Here is a 13,890-nt window from a genome sequence, read left to right as displayed (position 1 = left end):
ACTTTTCGAAAGGATAAAGGTAGATAAGGAATGGTTATTTTATAAATTTAAAATTATTAAAAATGGCTGTTTTAGACCAATTAACATCGCAACAAGCGATGGACTTAGAAAACAAATACGGAGCACACAATTATCATCCATTACCAGTTGTATTAAGCAAAGGTGAAGGTGTATTTGTTTGGGACGTAGAAGGAAAAAAATACTATGATTTTTTATCTGCATATTCTGCAGTAAATCAAGGACATTGTCATCCAAAAATTGTTGGAGCAATGGTAGAGCAAGCAAAAACTTTAACGCTAACGTCACGTGCATTTTATAATGACATGTTAGGTAAGTTTGAAAAATTTGCTACCGAAACGTTTAATTACGACAAGTTATTACCAATGAATACAGGAGCTGAAGCGGTTGAAACAGCTTTGAAACTATGTAGAAAATGGGCTTATGAAGTAAAAGGTATTGATGAGAATGAAGCCGAAATTATTGTTTGCGAAAACAACTTTCATGGTCGTACCACAACAATTATTTCGTTTTCAAACGATCCTGTAGCACGTAAAAACTTTGGACCTTACACTAAAGGTTTTATTAAAATAGAATATGATAATCTTCAAGCACTTGAAGATGCATTAACTAATAATAAAAATGTTGCTGGATTTTTAGTAGAACCAATTCAAGGTGAAGCAGGTGTTTATGTGCCAAGTGAAGGGTATTTAGCTAAAGCAAAAGCCTTGTGCGAAAAACACAATGTTTTATTTATTGCAGACGAAGTGCAAACAGGTATTGCAAGAACGGGACGTTTATTAGCAACTTGTGGAGATTGTAGTTGTGCAGACAAACATTGTTCTGGTATACCAGAAGTAAAAGCAGATATCCTAATTTTGGGTAAAGCATTATCAGGAGGAGCTTATCCAGTAAGTGCTGTATTAGCAAATGATGAGATAATGAATGTTATTAAACCAGGAAATCACGGAAGTACATTTGGTGGTAATCCAGTTGCAGCAGCTATTGGTACAGCAGCTTTAGAGGTTATTAAAGATGAAGCTTTAGCAGATAATGCTTTTAATTTAGGACAAGTATTTAGAGCAGAAATGACTAAATACATCGAAACTTCAAACATTGTAAACGCTGTTAGAGGTAAAGGTTTATTAAATGCCATATTAATTAATGATACAGAAGATAGCGATACAGCTTGGAATATCTGTATGGCTTTACGTGATAATGGATTATTAGCAAAACCTACACATGGTAACATTATAAGATTTGCACCACCATTAGTAATGACCAAGGAGCAACTTATGGATTGTGTTGGTATTATTACCAAAACATTAAAACAATTTGAAAAATAGAAAACCAAAATTTCTATTACTATAAAAAAAAGCTATCAAATTTGATAGCTTTTTTTATGTCCAATCTTTATATAGATTGAAGTTTAAAACTTTATTTTTGCTTAAATAATTTAGATTTAGTGTTGAAAAATAAATATATATATTACTTGTCAATTGTAATAGGTAGTGCAGTAGCTATTTATGCTAATGCTTCAGAGCAACAAAATACTTTAGTTTTGATATTAGGAATTGTCTTTTTGATGTTCGGTATTTTTAAAATTCAAAGTACAATTCCAAGTAAAAAAGAAAAAGAGACTTTTGTAGAGTCCGAACCTTTTGAAGACGAAGAAGAATGAAATTAAAAATAGGAGATACGGTTGATGTTTTAGATGATGTTTTATCAGGTCAAGTTACAGCAATAAAAGACAATGTTGTGACTATTGAAACTGATGAAGGGTTTGAGCTTACTTTTAATGCTTCAGAATTAGTAAAAACTAAATCATCAACGTTAAGAAATAACGTATTTAATTCGGCTTCTTTAAAACAAGTTTTGTCTGAAAAAACTGAAAAAAGAGACACAGTACAGTTAAGGTAAAAGCTAAAGAACGCTATTTACCGACCATGGAAGTCGATTTACATTTACATAAATTAGTTAATAACGAACGTGGTATGACTAATTTTGATAAATTAAGTGTCCAATTGGATACCGCAAGACATAAACTAGAATTTGCTATAAAAAAGCGCATCCAGAAAATTGTATTTATTCACGGAGTTGGTGAAGGTGTTTTAAAAATGGAATTAGAAACCCTTTTTAGTCGTTATGATAATATAAAATACTATGAAGCTGACTATAAAAAATATGGACTTGGTGCTACAGAAGTCTATATTTTACAAAACCCAAATAACCGTTAGTTAAAAGGAGGTGTAACAGGTCTTGAAGCTGACATTGAGCTATCTTCTAAAGTTCCAAAATTAGTGGTTTCATAAATAATTTCAGGAAAACTAACGTCTTGTAATAATAACGTTACGGTAAAAGTTTGTTGTATGGTGTGTGATCTAAAAGATGTTGGTGCATTGTTGTTTGTGTCCACAATACTATTTAAGTAATCAGCACCTACAGTACTATCTGTAACATCATTAGTTGGATTATTGTCAAAGGTGTTAAATTCTTCATTTCTAGTTGGTACACCATCACCATCATCGTCATTATCTAAGTAATTTGGTATGCCATCTCCATCTGTGTCCAAAGCATTAGTTAAACCATCAGTTTCAGTATAATTAACACTTTCACTTGATGTTAATACATTATCACCATCATCATCAATGTCTAAAAAGTCAGGTAAACCATCACCATCAGTATCATCATCATAGTAATCACCATTATTGTTCCTATCTTCTAATTCGGCAGGAATACCATCATTATCATCTTCTAATAAAGCCATTGTAAAATAAGCTTCTCCAGTTGTAGAGGTATATTCTTCTGTAACTTCAATACCACTTGGAGGTACATCTTGACAGAAAAAATTTGAAGGATCACTAGTATAACTTCTAAATTGTAACCTATTTGCAATAGAAAAAACACTTGATTCTGCTGCTACTAAATTGACAAGTAAATCATTAGTTTCATCAGCTTCAGTTTCAATTAAATCTGCAATAGTAAAATCAGGACTGCTTAATTGTATGGATAGACTTTCATTTGGATCTGTTTTAGTTTTATGAAATACTAAATCACCACAAGCTTCAAATGTATCGTCAAACTCAAGATCAGTTGTTATTATATCACCATCATCACAAGATAATACACTTAATAAAACACTAAAAACAACTAAAAATTTACGCATAGTTTACAAGTTTAAAAAAACAAAAATAATAGAATTGTTAAACTTATAACGAGGCTTAACACAATTAATTTTATTTAAAGTATTTTTGTGCTCAATTAGAGTAGAAATTACATGAAATCTGTTTATTTTGATAATGCTGCAACGACGCAGTTACGCCCAGAAATTATTGAAAAAATGACGCAAGTCATGCATCAAAATTATGGTAATGCTTCCTCAACGCATAGTTTTGGTCGTGCAACTAAAGCTTTGGTTGAACAAGCAAGAAAAACAGTTGCCAAATATTTTAATGTAACAGCGTCAGAAATTGTGTTTACTTCTGGTGGTACTGAAGCAGATAATTTAGCTTTAACAAGTGCAGTTAGAGATTTAAGTGTAAAACGTATTATTACTTCCAAAATAGAACATCATGCTGTTTTTAATACTGTTTCACAACTTAAAAAACAATACGAAATAAGTGTAGATTATGTTAACCTTGATGATACAGGACAGATAGATTATTTACATTTAGAGCAATTATTGCATAAAGCAAACGATAAGACTTTAGTAAGTTTAATGCACGTTAATAATGAGGTTGGTAATATTTTAGACCTTAAACGCGTAGGTCAATTGTGTCAAGACAACAACGCGTTATTCCATAGTGATACTGTCCAGTCTGTTGGACATTATATTTTAGATTTACAAGATATTCCGTTGGATTTTATGGCTGTTAGTGGACATAAATTTCATGGTCCTAAAGGCGTTGGTTTTGCTTTTGTAAGAAAAAAATCTGGTTTAAAACCTTTGATTTTTGGAGGTGAACAAGAACGTGGTCTTAGAGCAGGTACAGAGTCTGTACATAATATTGTTGGTATGACCGAAGCTTTAAAATTATCTTATCTAAATTTAGAAGAAGAGAAATTCTACATTCAAAATCTAAAACAGTACTTTATAGAGAGATTAAATACCGAGATTAAAGGTGTTAAATTTAATGGTACTTCTTCAGATTTTGAAAAAAGTACTTATACTGTTTTAAATGTTTGTTTTCCTTTTCCACCAGAAAAAGAGTCTATTTTGTTATTTCAATTAGATTTAAAAGGAATCGCTTGCTCTAAGGGTAGTGCCTGCCAAAGTGGAAGCCCTAAAGGAAGTCACGTATTATCTCAAATTTTAAACAATGAAGATCTAGATAAACCTTCTTTAAGATTTTCATTTAGTAAATACAATACTAATGAAGAGGTGGATTATGTTATTGAGGTGTTAAAAGAATTTATTTAATATTGTTTATATCGTATTTTTGTAATTCAAAAAAAATAATTGCTAAACTATACAACTTACTTAAATGCCAATTCTAATCAATGGGTAACTTTTGTTCATGGAGCAGGAGGTAGCAGTGCTATTTGGTTTAAACAAATTAGAGCGTTTAAAGCAGAATTTAATGTGCTTGTTTTGGATTTACGAGGACATGGAAGCAGTAAGCCTAAGTTAAAAGATGCTTTTAAATCCAAATATACTTTTGATGCAATAACTAACGATATTATTGAAGTTATTAACCATTTAAAAATCACTAATAGTCATTTTATTGGTATTTCTTTAGGTACTATTTTAATTAGGAATTTAGCAGAAAAACATCCAAGTAAAGTATTAAGTATGATTATGGGTGGAGCTATAATGAAACTTAATTTTAGGTCTCAAATACTTATAAAATTAGGTGTTACCTTTAAAAGTATAGTACCTTATATGTATTTATATAAGTTATTTGCATTTATCATTATGCCTAGAAAAAATCATAAAAAATCAAGATTAATTTTTGTTAAAGAAGCAAAGAAACTTTACCAAAAAGAGTTTGTAAGATGGTTTAAATTAACTTCAGAAATCAATCCTTTGTTACGATTTTTTAGAACCAAAGATATTAACATTCCGACTTTATATGTCATGGGAGCAGAGGATCATTTGTTTTTACCTTCAATAAAAAAAATCACCGAAAAGCATTTAAAATCAACACTTTTGGTGATTGAAAAATGTGGACATGTTGTTAATATAGAACAGCCAGAAGTATTTAATTCGAATACTATTCAATTTATTAAAAACAGGTTGTTAGATTAGTTTTCTTTTAAAATTTCTATTTGTTCTAAAACTACTTGTGCTTCAGCTTGTTTAGCATCACTTAAGCTTCGGTTGCTAGTAGATAATTTATAAGATTCTTCTAATAGTTTTTTATACTCATCTTGTAGCTTTTCTAGCTTACTTTTCTTTTTAAAAAATTTGAACATCGCTTTTTTATCAAAAATAATGAAATATTAGGTATTTAATTTTAAATACGATGTTAATTATTATCCAAAAACTAAGCTATGCATATAGCGTCCTGGCATAAAAGTAAAAGCACCAGCAATTAACATAGCGCCAACATATAAGCCTATCATTTTGTACTTATGACGCTTAATATGTCCTTTTTTAACAGCAATATAGGCTGTTGGAACTGTGTAAATGGTTAAGAAGCTAAAACAATGTATCCAACCAAAATGATTAAATAATTGAGGGCCAACAAAAGACGGCATAAATAAAGTAATGATTGCAGTGGTTAGCATTAAAACCATATAAACGCGACCTATATATTTGTGGGTTTTTGTTCCTTTTTTTAAAATGAAACTGAGCGTTCCAAGGATAAAAGCAGGAAGTATGGTTGCTAAATGAAGGTACATTAAAGTGGTATAAGACATAGTTTTTATTATTTATGTCAAACTTAAATGAATATGGGTTTTAATAAAATTTAGCTTTACTGAAGTGTTGTTTAATAACGACGACTTGTAATTGAGTTTAAAATCGCATTGTAGTTCTAATATTAAACACACGAGGTGTTAAGTAGTTTGGTATAGCATACTGACGTTTGCTGTATACATCTCTTACCCAAGTATTGGTAATTGAGTTTTGTACATTAAATACATTAAAAATTTCAAAACCAAAGGATAGTGCTTTAAATGGTTTTTTCCAACCATTATCAAATTGTTTGTCTGCATCTACTATCACAAACTGAAAACCAATATCTGCACGTTTATAATCTGGTAAACGACTCTGGAAAATATAAGGGTCTGCATAACTTGGTGATCCACCTGGTAATCCTGTATTATAAACAAGATTTAAATACATTTTCATACTTGGTATGTTTGGTACATAATCTTGAAACAATGCAGCAAATTTTAAACGTTGGTCTGTTGGACGTGCAATATAGCCTCTGTCATTAATGTTTTCTTCGGTCTTAAGATAGCCAAAACTAAACCAGCTTTCTGTACCAGGAACAAATTCTCCGTTTAAACGTAAATCCAAACCATAGGCATAGGCTTCAGCATTATTAGTCGCATTATATCTAATACGAACATTTTCCAAAGTATAAGGATTGACATCAGTCATTTTTTTATAGTAAGCCTCACTAGTTAATTTAAAAGGTCTGTCCCACATTTTAAAACTGTAATCATTACCAAGCACAACATGCACAGATTTTTGAGCTTTGACATCAGCTTGTACAATTCCGTTTTGATCACGTAATTCTCTGTAAAAAGGAGGTTGATAATATAATCCACCACTAAGTCTAAATAACATATCTTTATCCCAATTTGGCTTGATAGCAAATTGAGCACGTGGACTAAACACGTTTTGTGATACATTTTTATTTGTAGCTTGGTCATCCACAGTCCAGCTATGGTTTCTAACTCCTGCGTTGTACCACACATCATGCTCTCCAATAGTACTACGTTTGCTCCATTGTAAGTAAGTTTGTAGTCTAGTTATGGTTGTATTATTTCTAGCTCTTACGTTTTGATAGGCTTCCAAAGGACCCTCATAAGGTGTGTAGGGTTGATTATTAAACGCATCTGAACTAGGAGGATTAATTGAAAAACCTGCAGAATCCACAACTTCCCATTCTATTAATCTATCACGAATATCTTCATTGGTGTATTTAATAGAAAACTTAAATTCGTTTTCATCTTTAGTATAAGTCCCTTTAGCTTCAATGTTGGTTATTAAGGCGTCCAAATCATTACGACCATGATTAAGTTGGCTTCCAATACCTTCAGCAAATTCTACTTCACCTAAATTTTCATCTCCAATATTACTGTTAACTTCTCCTAATGCATATTGTGCAAGTATGTCAAAATATTCTTCTTCGGTAGTGTGATAAGTGGATGTTACTAACGATAAAGATAAATCATCATTAACTTGGTAATTGGCACTTAAAGCACCAAAAAGCGTTTGGTATTGATCTTTTTCTTGACCTTGGTATTGAACAATTAAAGCTTGTGGATTGTCTAATGTTCCAAAATTAGTTTGTCTTGTTAATGGTATGTAATTGTATTTGTTAAGCGAAGCATTTCCTAAAAAGCTTAATTCTAGTTTATCTGTAAACTGATAGGTCAAATAACTTTGTACATCTGCAAAAGTAGGATTAAAGTTGGTTTCGGTTTCTTTAGCATCGACTAGTAGGCTATTATCTCTATAACGCAATCCAACTATACCGTTAAATTTTGAATCTTTACTAACTGTTTCAAGTGCTACACTAGCTCCTAATAGGCTAGCATCAATAGCTATTGCTTTTTCAGTCGGTTTACGGTAAGTAATGTCTAAAACCGATGATAATTTATCACCATACTTAGCCTGAAATCCACCTGCTGAAAAATCTACGTTTTGCACTAAATCTGAATTAACAAAACTTAAACCTTCCTGTTGACCAGAGCGTATTAAAAACGGACGATATACTTCAATACCATTAACGTAAATAAGATTTTCGTCATAATTACCACCTCTAACCGAGTATTGTGTGCTTAGCTCGTTATTACTACTAACTCCTGGTAACGTTTTAAGTAAGTTTTCTACACCAGCTTGTGCTCCTGGTATTTTGATTAAAGTAGCAGGATCTATATTTACAATACCTTGTACATCTTTTCGTTTTCGACCATTAATAACGACTGTAGATATTTGTTCTACATTTTCTTTCATGACAGGATTAAACTTAAAGTTTTCTCCGTTTTTAAGGTTAAATGTTACTGTAACATTTTTATGAGATACATGAGAAAATACAACCTTTACGTCTGTATTAGCTGTGATTTTTAGTTCGTAAAAACCGTTACTATTAGTTTGTGTCCCATAATCACCACTTTTAATGTTAACAGCATCAATGGGTTGGTTAAACTCGTTTAAAATAACTCCAGTTACTGTTCCTGTTTGAGCTAAACAAAACAAAGGAAATAAAAATATAAATACAGTTAAGGTTAGGTTAGTTTTAGTCAAAAGGTGTCGTTTTATTTTCTGAAAAAGCTTGCTTCAAATGTAGTGCTATTTCCAACATTATCTGTAACAATAACTTTTAAATTGTTTTTAGTATCAGTAACGATATTATCGTTAAAATCGTATATCAAAGTTTTCTTTTTATAATCGTATTCCATTAAAATCCATTTCCCATTAATGGTCGCTCTGTAATTGCTAATACCTGTATGTTTATCGTCAATTTTCAATTTTAAATAGCGATACTTGCTTAACCATTGTTTGTCTTTAAAATTAACAGCTTTAATGGTTGGATTAACGGTATCTCTTGCTAGACAATAGGTACCAAGATTTTTGGTACGCGTATAAAGAGTATTGTCTTTTCTTTTGGTAGAGGAGTAGCTTAAGTAATTGTTCCAGCCCACCAATCTAGCTATGTAAATTTGTTTTAAATCTTCAGGTGTGTAATTGCTAACATCATAAGAAATTGTGAAATATTTTTTAGCTGCACGATTATTTTCGCCTAACTTTAAAGTATCCACATTAACACTGTAATCTATAAAGAAATCGTCATAAAAGGTTTCTTTAGGGAATTCTACTTTAATATTATTATCTTCTAAAACTGAAACATCACTTGATTGTATGTAGTAAGGTGAGGTAAAAGGAGTTTCAATATCATTAGGCTGTTTGTCTTCGCCTTTAATATTGATATCAATGTTTGTAGTGTTACCTTCAAAGTCAGTAATTTTGACTTTGTAAACATTAGAAATTGTGTCGTAAATAACCAAATAACCATCATCTATAATGTTATCATACATACTTAAGGGGTTATTGCTATCTATAAATAATTTCTGTAAGCGCTCTTTTTCATCTTTATAATGTTTATAATCGATAAGTCTGTTAAGGTGTTTAGTTTCGGCAAACGAAAACTTTTTAAAATCGATAGTCAAATTTTGCATTCCGTTGTAAAACGTTTCGATTTTATAAACCCCATTTTTATTGGCAGCTAAATCTTGTCTGTCAATCGAGTTAATAGCAAACCCGATTTTACCATAAGCAGTTAAATCTTCAACCTTATAATCACCATTTTTTAAAGGGACTAATCTTAGTTTCTGTTTTAAATTAGATCCATTAATATGTGACAAATCATCAATAGGGTAAACATAAACACTGCGTACTATTGGTTTTTTTGAATCTTTTACTTTAAACCCAAATAATAAAGGGTTAATTGGTCGTTCTTGATTATCTCTTATTTCAAAATGAAGGTGAGGACCTCCAGATCCACCAGTATTACCTGAATAAGCAATAACATCACCTTTGGTTACGACTAAATCGTTAAGGTCAGGAAAAAGCTCTATTTCAAAACTCTCTTTTTCATATTGTCTAGCTTTAACATAAGCTTCAATTTTATCAGAAAATCGTTGTAAATGTCCATGTACAGTTACATAACCATTAGGATGTGTGATATAAACAGCTTTACCATATCCATAGTGTGAGACCTTTATACGACTAACATAACCGCTTGCTGTAGCATAAATATTTAAACCTTCACGTTGTTTTGTTTTTAAATCTAAACCTGAATGAAAGTGGTTGCTTCTTAACTCTCCAAAAGTACCCGATAAAATCAGTTCTATATCTAGAGGAGATCTAAAATAATCTTGTGGATAAATGCTTTGAGCTTGAGTAAAACTTACAGAAAATACTAATAAAAAAAGGATGTGTCGCATAAATAAATGGTTACTGCTAAAATAGAAATAAGGTTTTAATTACCAAAGTAAAATTAAATACTAAGCCATATAATTGATAATGAGTTGAATTATTGCTACTTAAAAAAATATTGAAAATTAATTGTAAAGTGTTACGGTTTGATTAACTTTGTAAGATAAGTATAGTATTGGTTAATGAGTAAGATTGAAAACATTGTTGATGCTCTAGAAAGTAAAATTAATAAAGTCTTAAATAGACAAAAAGATTTAAAACTAGAAAATACTAAGCTGAAAAAAGCTTTAGAACAATCTCAATCAAAATTAACTGCAAAGGATTTAGAATTAAAAACTTGGCAAGATAATTACAACACATTAAAGATGGCTAATACAATACTTGGCAGTGACAAAGATAAACGAGAAACAAAGCTCAAAATAAATACATTAATTAGAGAGATTGACCATTGTATTAGTCAATTATCAAGTTAAAGTTTAAATAGTTTTTATGGAAGACGTGCTTAAAATAAAATTATCTATAGCAAACAGAGTCTACCCTTTAACTATAACACCTAGTCAAGAAGAAGGTTTGCGTTTAGCAGCAAAGAAGATAGAGACTATGATAAATAAGTTTGAGCAAAGCTACTCTGTTAGAGATAAGCAAGATGTATTAGCCATGTGTGCCCTACAATTTGCTAGTCAAGTAGAACAGAAAGCCTTAGATAAAGATCATGTGGAAGAACACGTTCAGAAAAAGTTAGAAACTTTAAATGAATTGTTACAGTCACATCTTAGTTTATAATACGTTCATACAACATAATAAAATTAGGTTACTGCCTACATTAATTATTTTTTTGATAAACTCAACGTTGATTCTTTTAAAAAGGGTGAGTTCTAAGTTGTAAAAGCATGCTGCTAATAACGTTTACGTTATTTAGGCAGACCCTTGATCAGCTTGTTAGCCCTAAACTTGATTTTAAGGAGTTTATACAAAACCAAAGTTAGTGTAGGCTTTTTTTATATATAAACAATCAATAATGGATAAAACAATTTTAATTATAGCAGGTGTTGCAATAGGAGCAATAATAGGCTTTGTTATTGCAAAAATATTAGAGCGTAATAATGCATCAAAGCTAATAAAAAGTGCTAAAAAATCTGCTGGAGCAATACTTAAAGAAGCTAAAGTCGAAGGAGAAGGAATAAAAAAAGATAAAATATTACAAGCTAAAGAAAAATTTTTAGAGCTTAAAGCAGAGCACGAAAAAGTAATCTTATCTAGAGATAAAAAAATGGCTGATGCCGAAAAACGTGTTCGTGATAAAGAATCTCAAATTTCAAGCGAATTATCTAAAAACAAGAAACTTAATACTGAGTTTGAAGGTAAAGTTAAAGATTACAACCACAGACTTGATGTACTAGATAAAAAACAAGACGAATTAGACAGACTTCATAAAAGCCAAGTAGAGCAATTAGAAGTCATTTCTAGTTTATCTGCTGATGAAGCAAAAGCACAATTAGTAGAATCATTAAAAGGTGAAGCTAAAAATGATGCTATGGCTTACGTCCAAGGTAAAATGGAAGAAGCTAAACTTACAGCACAACAGGACGCTAAAAAAATTATTATAAATACAATCCAGCGTATTGGTACAGAAGAAGCAGTAGATAACTGTGTCTCTGTGTTTAATATAGAAAGTGATGATGTAAAAGGTCGTATTATTGGTCGTGAAGGACGTAACATTCGTGCAATTGAAGCTGCGACAGGAGTAGAGATTATAGTTGATGATACTCCAGAAGCGATTATCTTATCATGTTTTGATTCGGTTAGGCGTGAAGTTGCAAGATTATCTTTACACAAGTTAGTAACAGATGGTCGTATTCACCCAGCAAGAATTGAAGAAGTTGTTAGAAAAACACAAAAACAAATTGAACAAGAAATAATTGAAGTTGGAAAACGTACAGTTATAGATTTAGGTATTCATGGTTTACATCCAGAATTAATAAAAATGGTTGGACGTATGAAATACCGTTCGTCATATGGGCAAAACTTGTTACAACACTCACGTGAAGTTGCAAAACTTTGTGGTGTTATGGCAGCAGAATTAGGTTTAAATCCAAAATTAGCTAAACGCGCAGGATTATTACATGATATTGGTAAAGTGCCAGACGCTGAGGCTGATATGGAAACTCCTCACGCTATTTTAGGTATGCAATGGGCTGAAAAGTATGGAGAAAAAGGCGAGGTATGTAATGCTATTGGTGCTCACCACGATGAAATAGAAATGAAATCGTTATTATCTCCAATCATTCAAGTTTGTGATGCTATATCTGGAGCACGTCCAGGAGCTAGACGTCAAGTATTAGATAGTTACATACAACGTTTAAAAGATCTAGAAGAAATTGCTTTTGGATTTAACGGAGTTAAAAAGGCCTATGCTATTCAAGCAGGTAGGGAATTGCGTGTTATAGTTGAAAGCGAAAAAGTAAGCGATCAAAATGCATCTGATTTATCATTTAGTATTTCTCAAAAAATACAAACGGATATGACTTATCCTGGTCAGGTTAAAGTAACAGTAATTAGAGAGACTAGAGCAGTAAATATTGCAAAGTAAATCTTATAAGATATAACCCATAAAAAAATCCAGCCTATAGCTGGATTTTTTTATGAATAGGAATTACTATTTTAAACGTGGTTCCAATATCGACTTGGCTATCTACGTCAATGGTGCCTCCATAAGCTTCGATTTGATTTTTTATTAAATACAAGCCAACACCTTCAGCTTCGGGATTATTATGAAACGTTTTATATAACTCAAAAATTTTATCCTTAAACTTATCTAAATCAATACCTAAACCATTATCAGATATTGTTAAAACTAAATTTTCACTACAACTTTCTGTTTTAATTTTTATTACAGGTGGTCTGTCTGGATGTTTATAATTAATAGAATTAGTAATTAAATTTTGAACAATACTATGAAGATAACTTGAATCAAAATTGATTACACAATCCTCATTTATATCATTATATATTACAGCACTGCTTTTTGAAATTATATAATTAAGCTCTTCAATAACAGCATTAATCTCATGACTTACATTAACCTTATTTTGAATTGAGTTTTTTTGGTTTGTATACTAACGACTTCATTTAGATTTTTAAGTGTTTTTGTTAATGACTTTGATATCGTTCTTAAATGGTAATATAATTCTTGTTTTTCTGCATCAGATTCGACTTCTTCATTTAAATTTAAAATACTTTCAAAATTTCCTGCATGAGATTTTAAATTATGAGTTACAATGTGAGCAAAACTTTTAAGCTTATTATTCTGAGAAGTAGTTAAATCTATAGACCTTTTTAAAGCTAATTCTGTTTCTTTTTGTTTTGTAATGTCAGTGTGTGTACCTATAATGCGTGTAGGTTTTCCCTCTAAATCACGCTCTACAACTTTACCTTTATCTAAAATCCATCTGTATGAATTGTCCTTATGTAGTACTCGGTGTACATTTACATATTCAGAAATTTCACCATTTATATGATTTTTAAAATCTTCAAAATATTCTAATTTATCTTCACGATGTACTCGATCATCCCATTCTGAAGGTTTTGACCCTATTTCATGATCTTCAAAACCTAGTATTTTTTTTGATTCTTTAGAATAAAATACTTCGTTAGTTTTTGAATTCCAATCCCAAACTCCAATTCCGGAATTTTCAAGAGCAAAATGCCATTTTTGGTTTTTAATTGTTTGATTTTCCATTTTTTAGATTATGAGGTGTCTAACAAATATTAAAAAT

The 13,890-nt window shown here is 30.8% G+C and carries 16 protein-coding genes and 1 other RNA gene; 10 read left to right on the top strand and 7 right to left on the bottom strand.

The window, feature by feature from the left end:
• Positions 1–62 precede the first annotated feature (62 nt).
• The 4 genes from rocD to AC0L4B_RS14290 all read left to right on the top strand — a co-directional run bounded on the left by rocD (position 63) and on the right by AC0L4B_RS14290 (position 2,234).
• Positions 63–1,343 carry an ornithine--oxo-acid transaminase gene (gene rocD, locus AC0L4B_RS14305; protein ID WP_473437522.1) on the top strand — a complete coding sequence of 427 codons (1,281 nt, stop codon included), beginning with the start codon at positions 63–65 and terminating at the stop codon, positions 1,341–1,343.
• 146 nt (positions 1,344–1,489) lie between these two features.
• Positions 1,490–1,678: a hypothetical protein gene (locus AC0L4B_RS14300; RefSeq protein WP_473437521.1), complete on the top strand. Its 189-nt coding sequence runs from the start codon at positions 1,490–1,492 to the stop codon at positions 1,676–1,678.
• Entirely contained in the window at positions 1,675–1,917 is a 243-nt protein-coding gene (locus AC0L4B_RS14295) for a hypothetical protein (RefSeq protein ID WP_473437520.1), read from the top strand. Before AC0L4B_RS14300 ends, AC0L4B_RS14295 begins: the two co-directional genes overlap by 4 nt.
• A gap of 26 nt (positions 1,918–1,943) precedes the next feature.
• On the top strand, positions 1,944–2,234 hold the full coding sequence (locus AC0L4B_RS14290; RefSeq protein ID WP_473437519.1) for a Smr/MutS family protein: 291 nt from the start codon (positions 1,944–1,946) through the stop codon (positions 2,232–2,234).
• Here AC0L4B_RS14290 and AC0L4B_RS14285 read toward each other — a convergent pair.
• Positions 2,231–3,163, bottom strand: coding sequence for a hypothetical protein (locus AC0L4B_RS14285; RefSeq protein WP_473437518.1), 933 nt, complete (start codon positions 3,161–3,163; stop codon positions 2,231–2,233). The two genes, AC0L4B_RS14290 and AC0L4B_RS14285, sit on opposite strands and share 4 nt — an antisense overlap.
• Positions 3,164–3,274: 111 nt before the next feature.
• On the opposite strand from AC0L4B_RS14285, the gene AC0L4B_RS14280 reads away from it, so the two are divergent.
• Together AC0L4B_RS14280 and AC0L4B_RS14275 are read left to right on the top strand one after the other, a co-directional pair.
• A complete protein-coding gene (locus AC0L4B_RS14280; protein WP_473437517.1) occupies positions 3,275–4,417 on the top strand; it encodes a cysteine desulfurase family protein in 1,143 nt (380 codons plus the stop codon).
• 39 nt (positions 4,418–4,456) lie between these two features.
• A complete protein-coding gene (locus AC0L4B_RS14275; RefSeq protein ID WP_473437516.1) occupies positions 4,457–5,245 on the top strand; it encodes an alpha/beta fold hydrolase in 789 nt (262 codons plus the stop codon).
• On the opposite strand, the gene AC0L4B_RS14270 is transcribed toward AC0L4B_RS14275, so the two are convergent.
• The 4 genes from AC0L4B_RS14270 to AC0L4B_RS14255 all read right to left on the bottom strand — a co-directional run bounded on the left by AC0L4B_RS14270 (position 5,242) and on the right by AC0L4B_RS14255 (position 10,122).
• Entirely contained in the window at positions 5,242–5,412 is a 171-nt protein-coding gene (locus tag AC0L4B_RS14270) for a Lacal_2735 family protein (protein ID WP_473437515.1), read from the bottom strand. The two genes, AC0L4B_RS14275 and AC0L4B_RS14270, sit on opposite strands and share 4 nt — an antisense overlap.
• Before the next feature lie 60 nt (positions 5,413–5,472).
• On the bottom strand, positions 5,473–5,859 hold the full coding sequence (locus tag AC0L4B_RS14265) for a DUF2306 domain-containing protein (protein ID WP_473437514.1): 387 nt from the start codon (positions 5,857–5,859) through the stop codon (positions 5,473–5,475).
• A gap of 97 nt (positions 5,860–5,956) precedes the next feature.
• A complete protein-coding gene (locus AC0L4B_RS14260; RefSeq protein ID WP_473437513.1) occupies positions 5,957–8,422 on the bottom strand; it encodes a TonB-dependent receptor in 2,466 nt (821 codons plus the stop codon).
• Positions 8,423–8,433: 11 nt separating this feature from the next.
• Positions 8,434–10,122 (bottom strand): M23 family metallopeptidase, encoded by a 1,689-nt coding sequence (locus tag AC0L4B_RS14255; protein ID WP_473437512.1) that lies wholly within the window; start codon positions 10,120–10,122, stop codon positions 8,434–8,436.
• A gap of 174 nt (positions 10,123–10,296) precedes the next feature.
• Here AC0L4B_RS14255 and AC0L4B_RS14250 point away from each other — a divergent pair, with 174 nt between their 5' ends.
• From AC0L4B_RS14250 to rny, 4 genes are all read left to right on the top strand, one after another.
• Positions 10,297–10,587: a hypothetical protein gene (locus AC0L4B_RS14250; RefSeq protein ID WP_028606247.1), complete on the top strand. Its 291-nt coding sequence runs from the start codon at positions 10,297–10,299 to the stop codon at positions 10,585–10,587.
• Between the two features lie 16 nt (positions 10,588–10,603).
• Positions 10,604–10,897: a cell division protein ZapA gene (locus AC0L4B_RS14245; RefSeq protein ID WP_473437511.1), complete on the top strand. Its 294-nt coding sequence runs from the start codon at positions 10,604–10,606 to the stop codon at positions 10,895–10,897.
• Positions 10,898–10,956: 59 nt separating this feature from the next.
• A non-coding RNA gene (ssrS, locus tag AC0L4B_RS14240) (6S RNA) lies at positions 10,957–11,082 on the top strand.
• 50 nt (positions 11,083–11,132) lie between these two features.
• Positions 11,133–12,704, top strand: coding sequence for a ribonuclease Y (rny, locus tag AC0L4B_RS14235; protein ID WP_473437510.1), 1,572 nt, complete (start codon positions 11,133–11,135; stop codon positions 12,702–12,704).
• Between the two features lie 34 nt (positions 12,705–12,738).
• On the opposite strand, the gene AC0L4B_RS14230 is transcribed toward rny, so the two are convergent.
• Together AC0L4B_RS14230 and AC0L4B_RS14225 are read right to left on the bottom strand one after the other, a co-directional pair.
• Positions 12,739–13,038 (bottom strand): ATP-binding protein, encoded by a 300-nt coding sequence (locus tag AC0L4B_RS14230; protein WP_473439447.1) that lies wholly within the window; start codon positions 13,036–13,038, stop codon positions 12,739–12,741.
• Between the two features lie 149 nt (positions 13,039–13,187).
• Positions 13,188–13,853, bottom strand: a complete 666-nt coding sequence (locus AC0L4B_RS14225) for a PAS domain-containing protein (RefSeq protein WP_473437509.1) — start codon at positions 13,851–13,853, stop codon at positions 13,188–13,190.
• Positions 13,854–13,890 lie beyond the last annotated feature (37 nt).

The sequence above is a fragment of the Olleya sp. NP1-10 genome (assembly GCF_055804415.1).
The sequence above is the reverse complement of the archived record's forward strand: the minus strand, read 5'-3'. Positions and strand labels throughout refer to the sequence as shown.

Bases quoted from the DNA above. Each gene is read 5' to 3' on its own strand.
- AC0L4B_RS14250 (WP_028606247.1), top strand. From the start codon at position 10,297: ATGAGTAAGATTGAAAACATTGTTGATGCTCTAGAAAGTAAAATTAAT.
- AC0L4B_RS14245 (WP_473437511.1), top strand. From the start codon at position 10,604: ATGGAAGACGTGCTTAAAATAAAATTATCTATAGCAAACAGAGTCTAC.
- AC0L4B_RS14265 (WP_473437514.1), bottom strand. From the start codon at position 5,859: ATGTCTTATACCACTTTAATGTACCTTCATTTAGCAACCATACTTCCT.
- AC0L4B_RS14225 (WP_473437509.1), bottom strand. From the start codon at position 13,853: ATGGAAAATCAAACAATTAAAAACCAAAAATGGCATTTTGCTCTTGAA.
- rny (WP_473437510.1), top strand. From the start codon at position 11,133: ATGGATAAAACAATTTTAATTATAGCAGGTGTTGCAATAGGAGCAATA.
- AC0L4B_RS14290 (WP_473437519.1), top strand. From the start codon at position 1,944: ATGGAAGTCGATTTACATTTACATAAATTAGTTAATAACGAACGTGGT.
- rocD (WP_473437522.1), top strand. From the start codon at position 63: ATGGCTGTTTTAGACCAATTAACATCGCAACAAGCGATGGACTTAGAA.
- AC0L4B_RS14255 (WP_473437512.1), bottom strand. From the start codon at position 10,122: ATGCGACACATCCTTTTTTTATTAGTATTTTCTGTAAGTTTTACTCAA.
- AC0L4B_RS14270 (WP_473437515.1), bottom strand. From the start codon at position 5,412: ATGTTCAAATTTTTTAAAAAGAAAAGTAAGCTAGAAAAGCTACAAGAT.
- AC0L4B_RS14285 (WP_473437518.1), bottom strand. From the start codon at position 3,163: ATGCGTAAATTTTTAGTTGTTTTTAGTGTTTTATTAAGTGTATTATCT.
- AC0L4B_RS14295 (WP_473437520.1), top strand. From the start codon at position 1,675: ATGAAATTAAAAATAGGAGATACGGTTGATGTTTTAGATGATGTTTTA.
- AC0L4B_RS14280 (WP_473437517.1), top strand. From the start codon at position 3,275: ATGAAATCTGTTTATTTTGATAATGCTGCAACGACGCAGTTACGCCCA.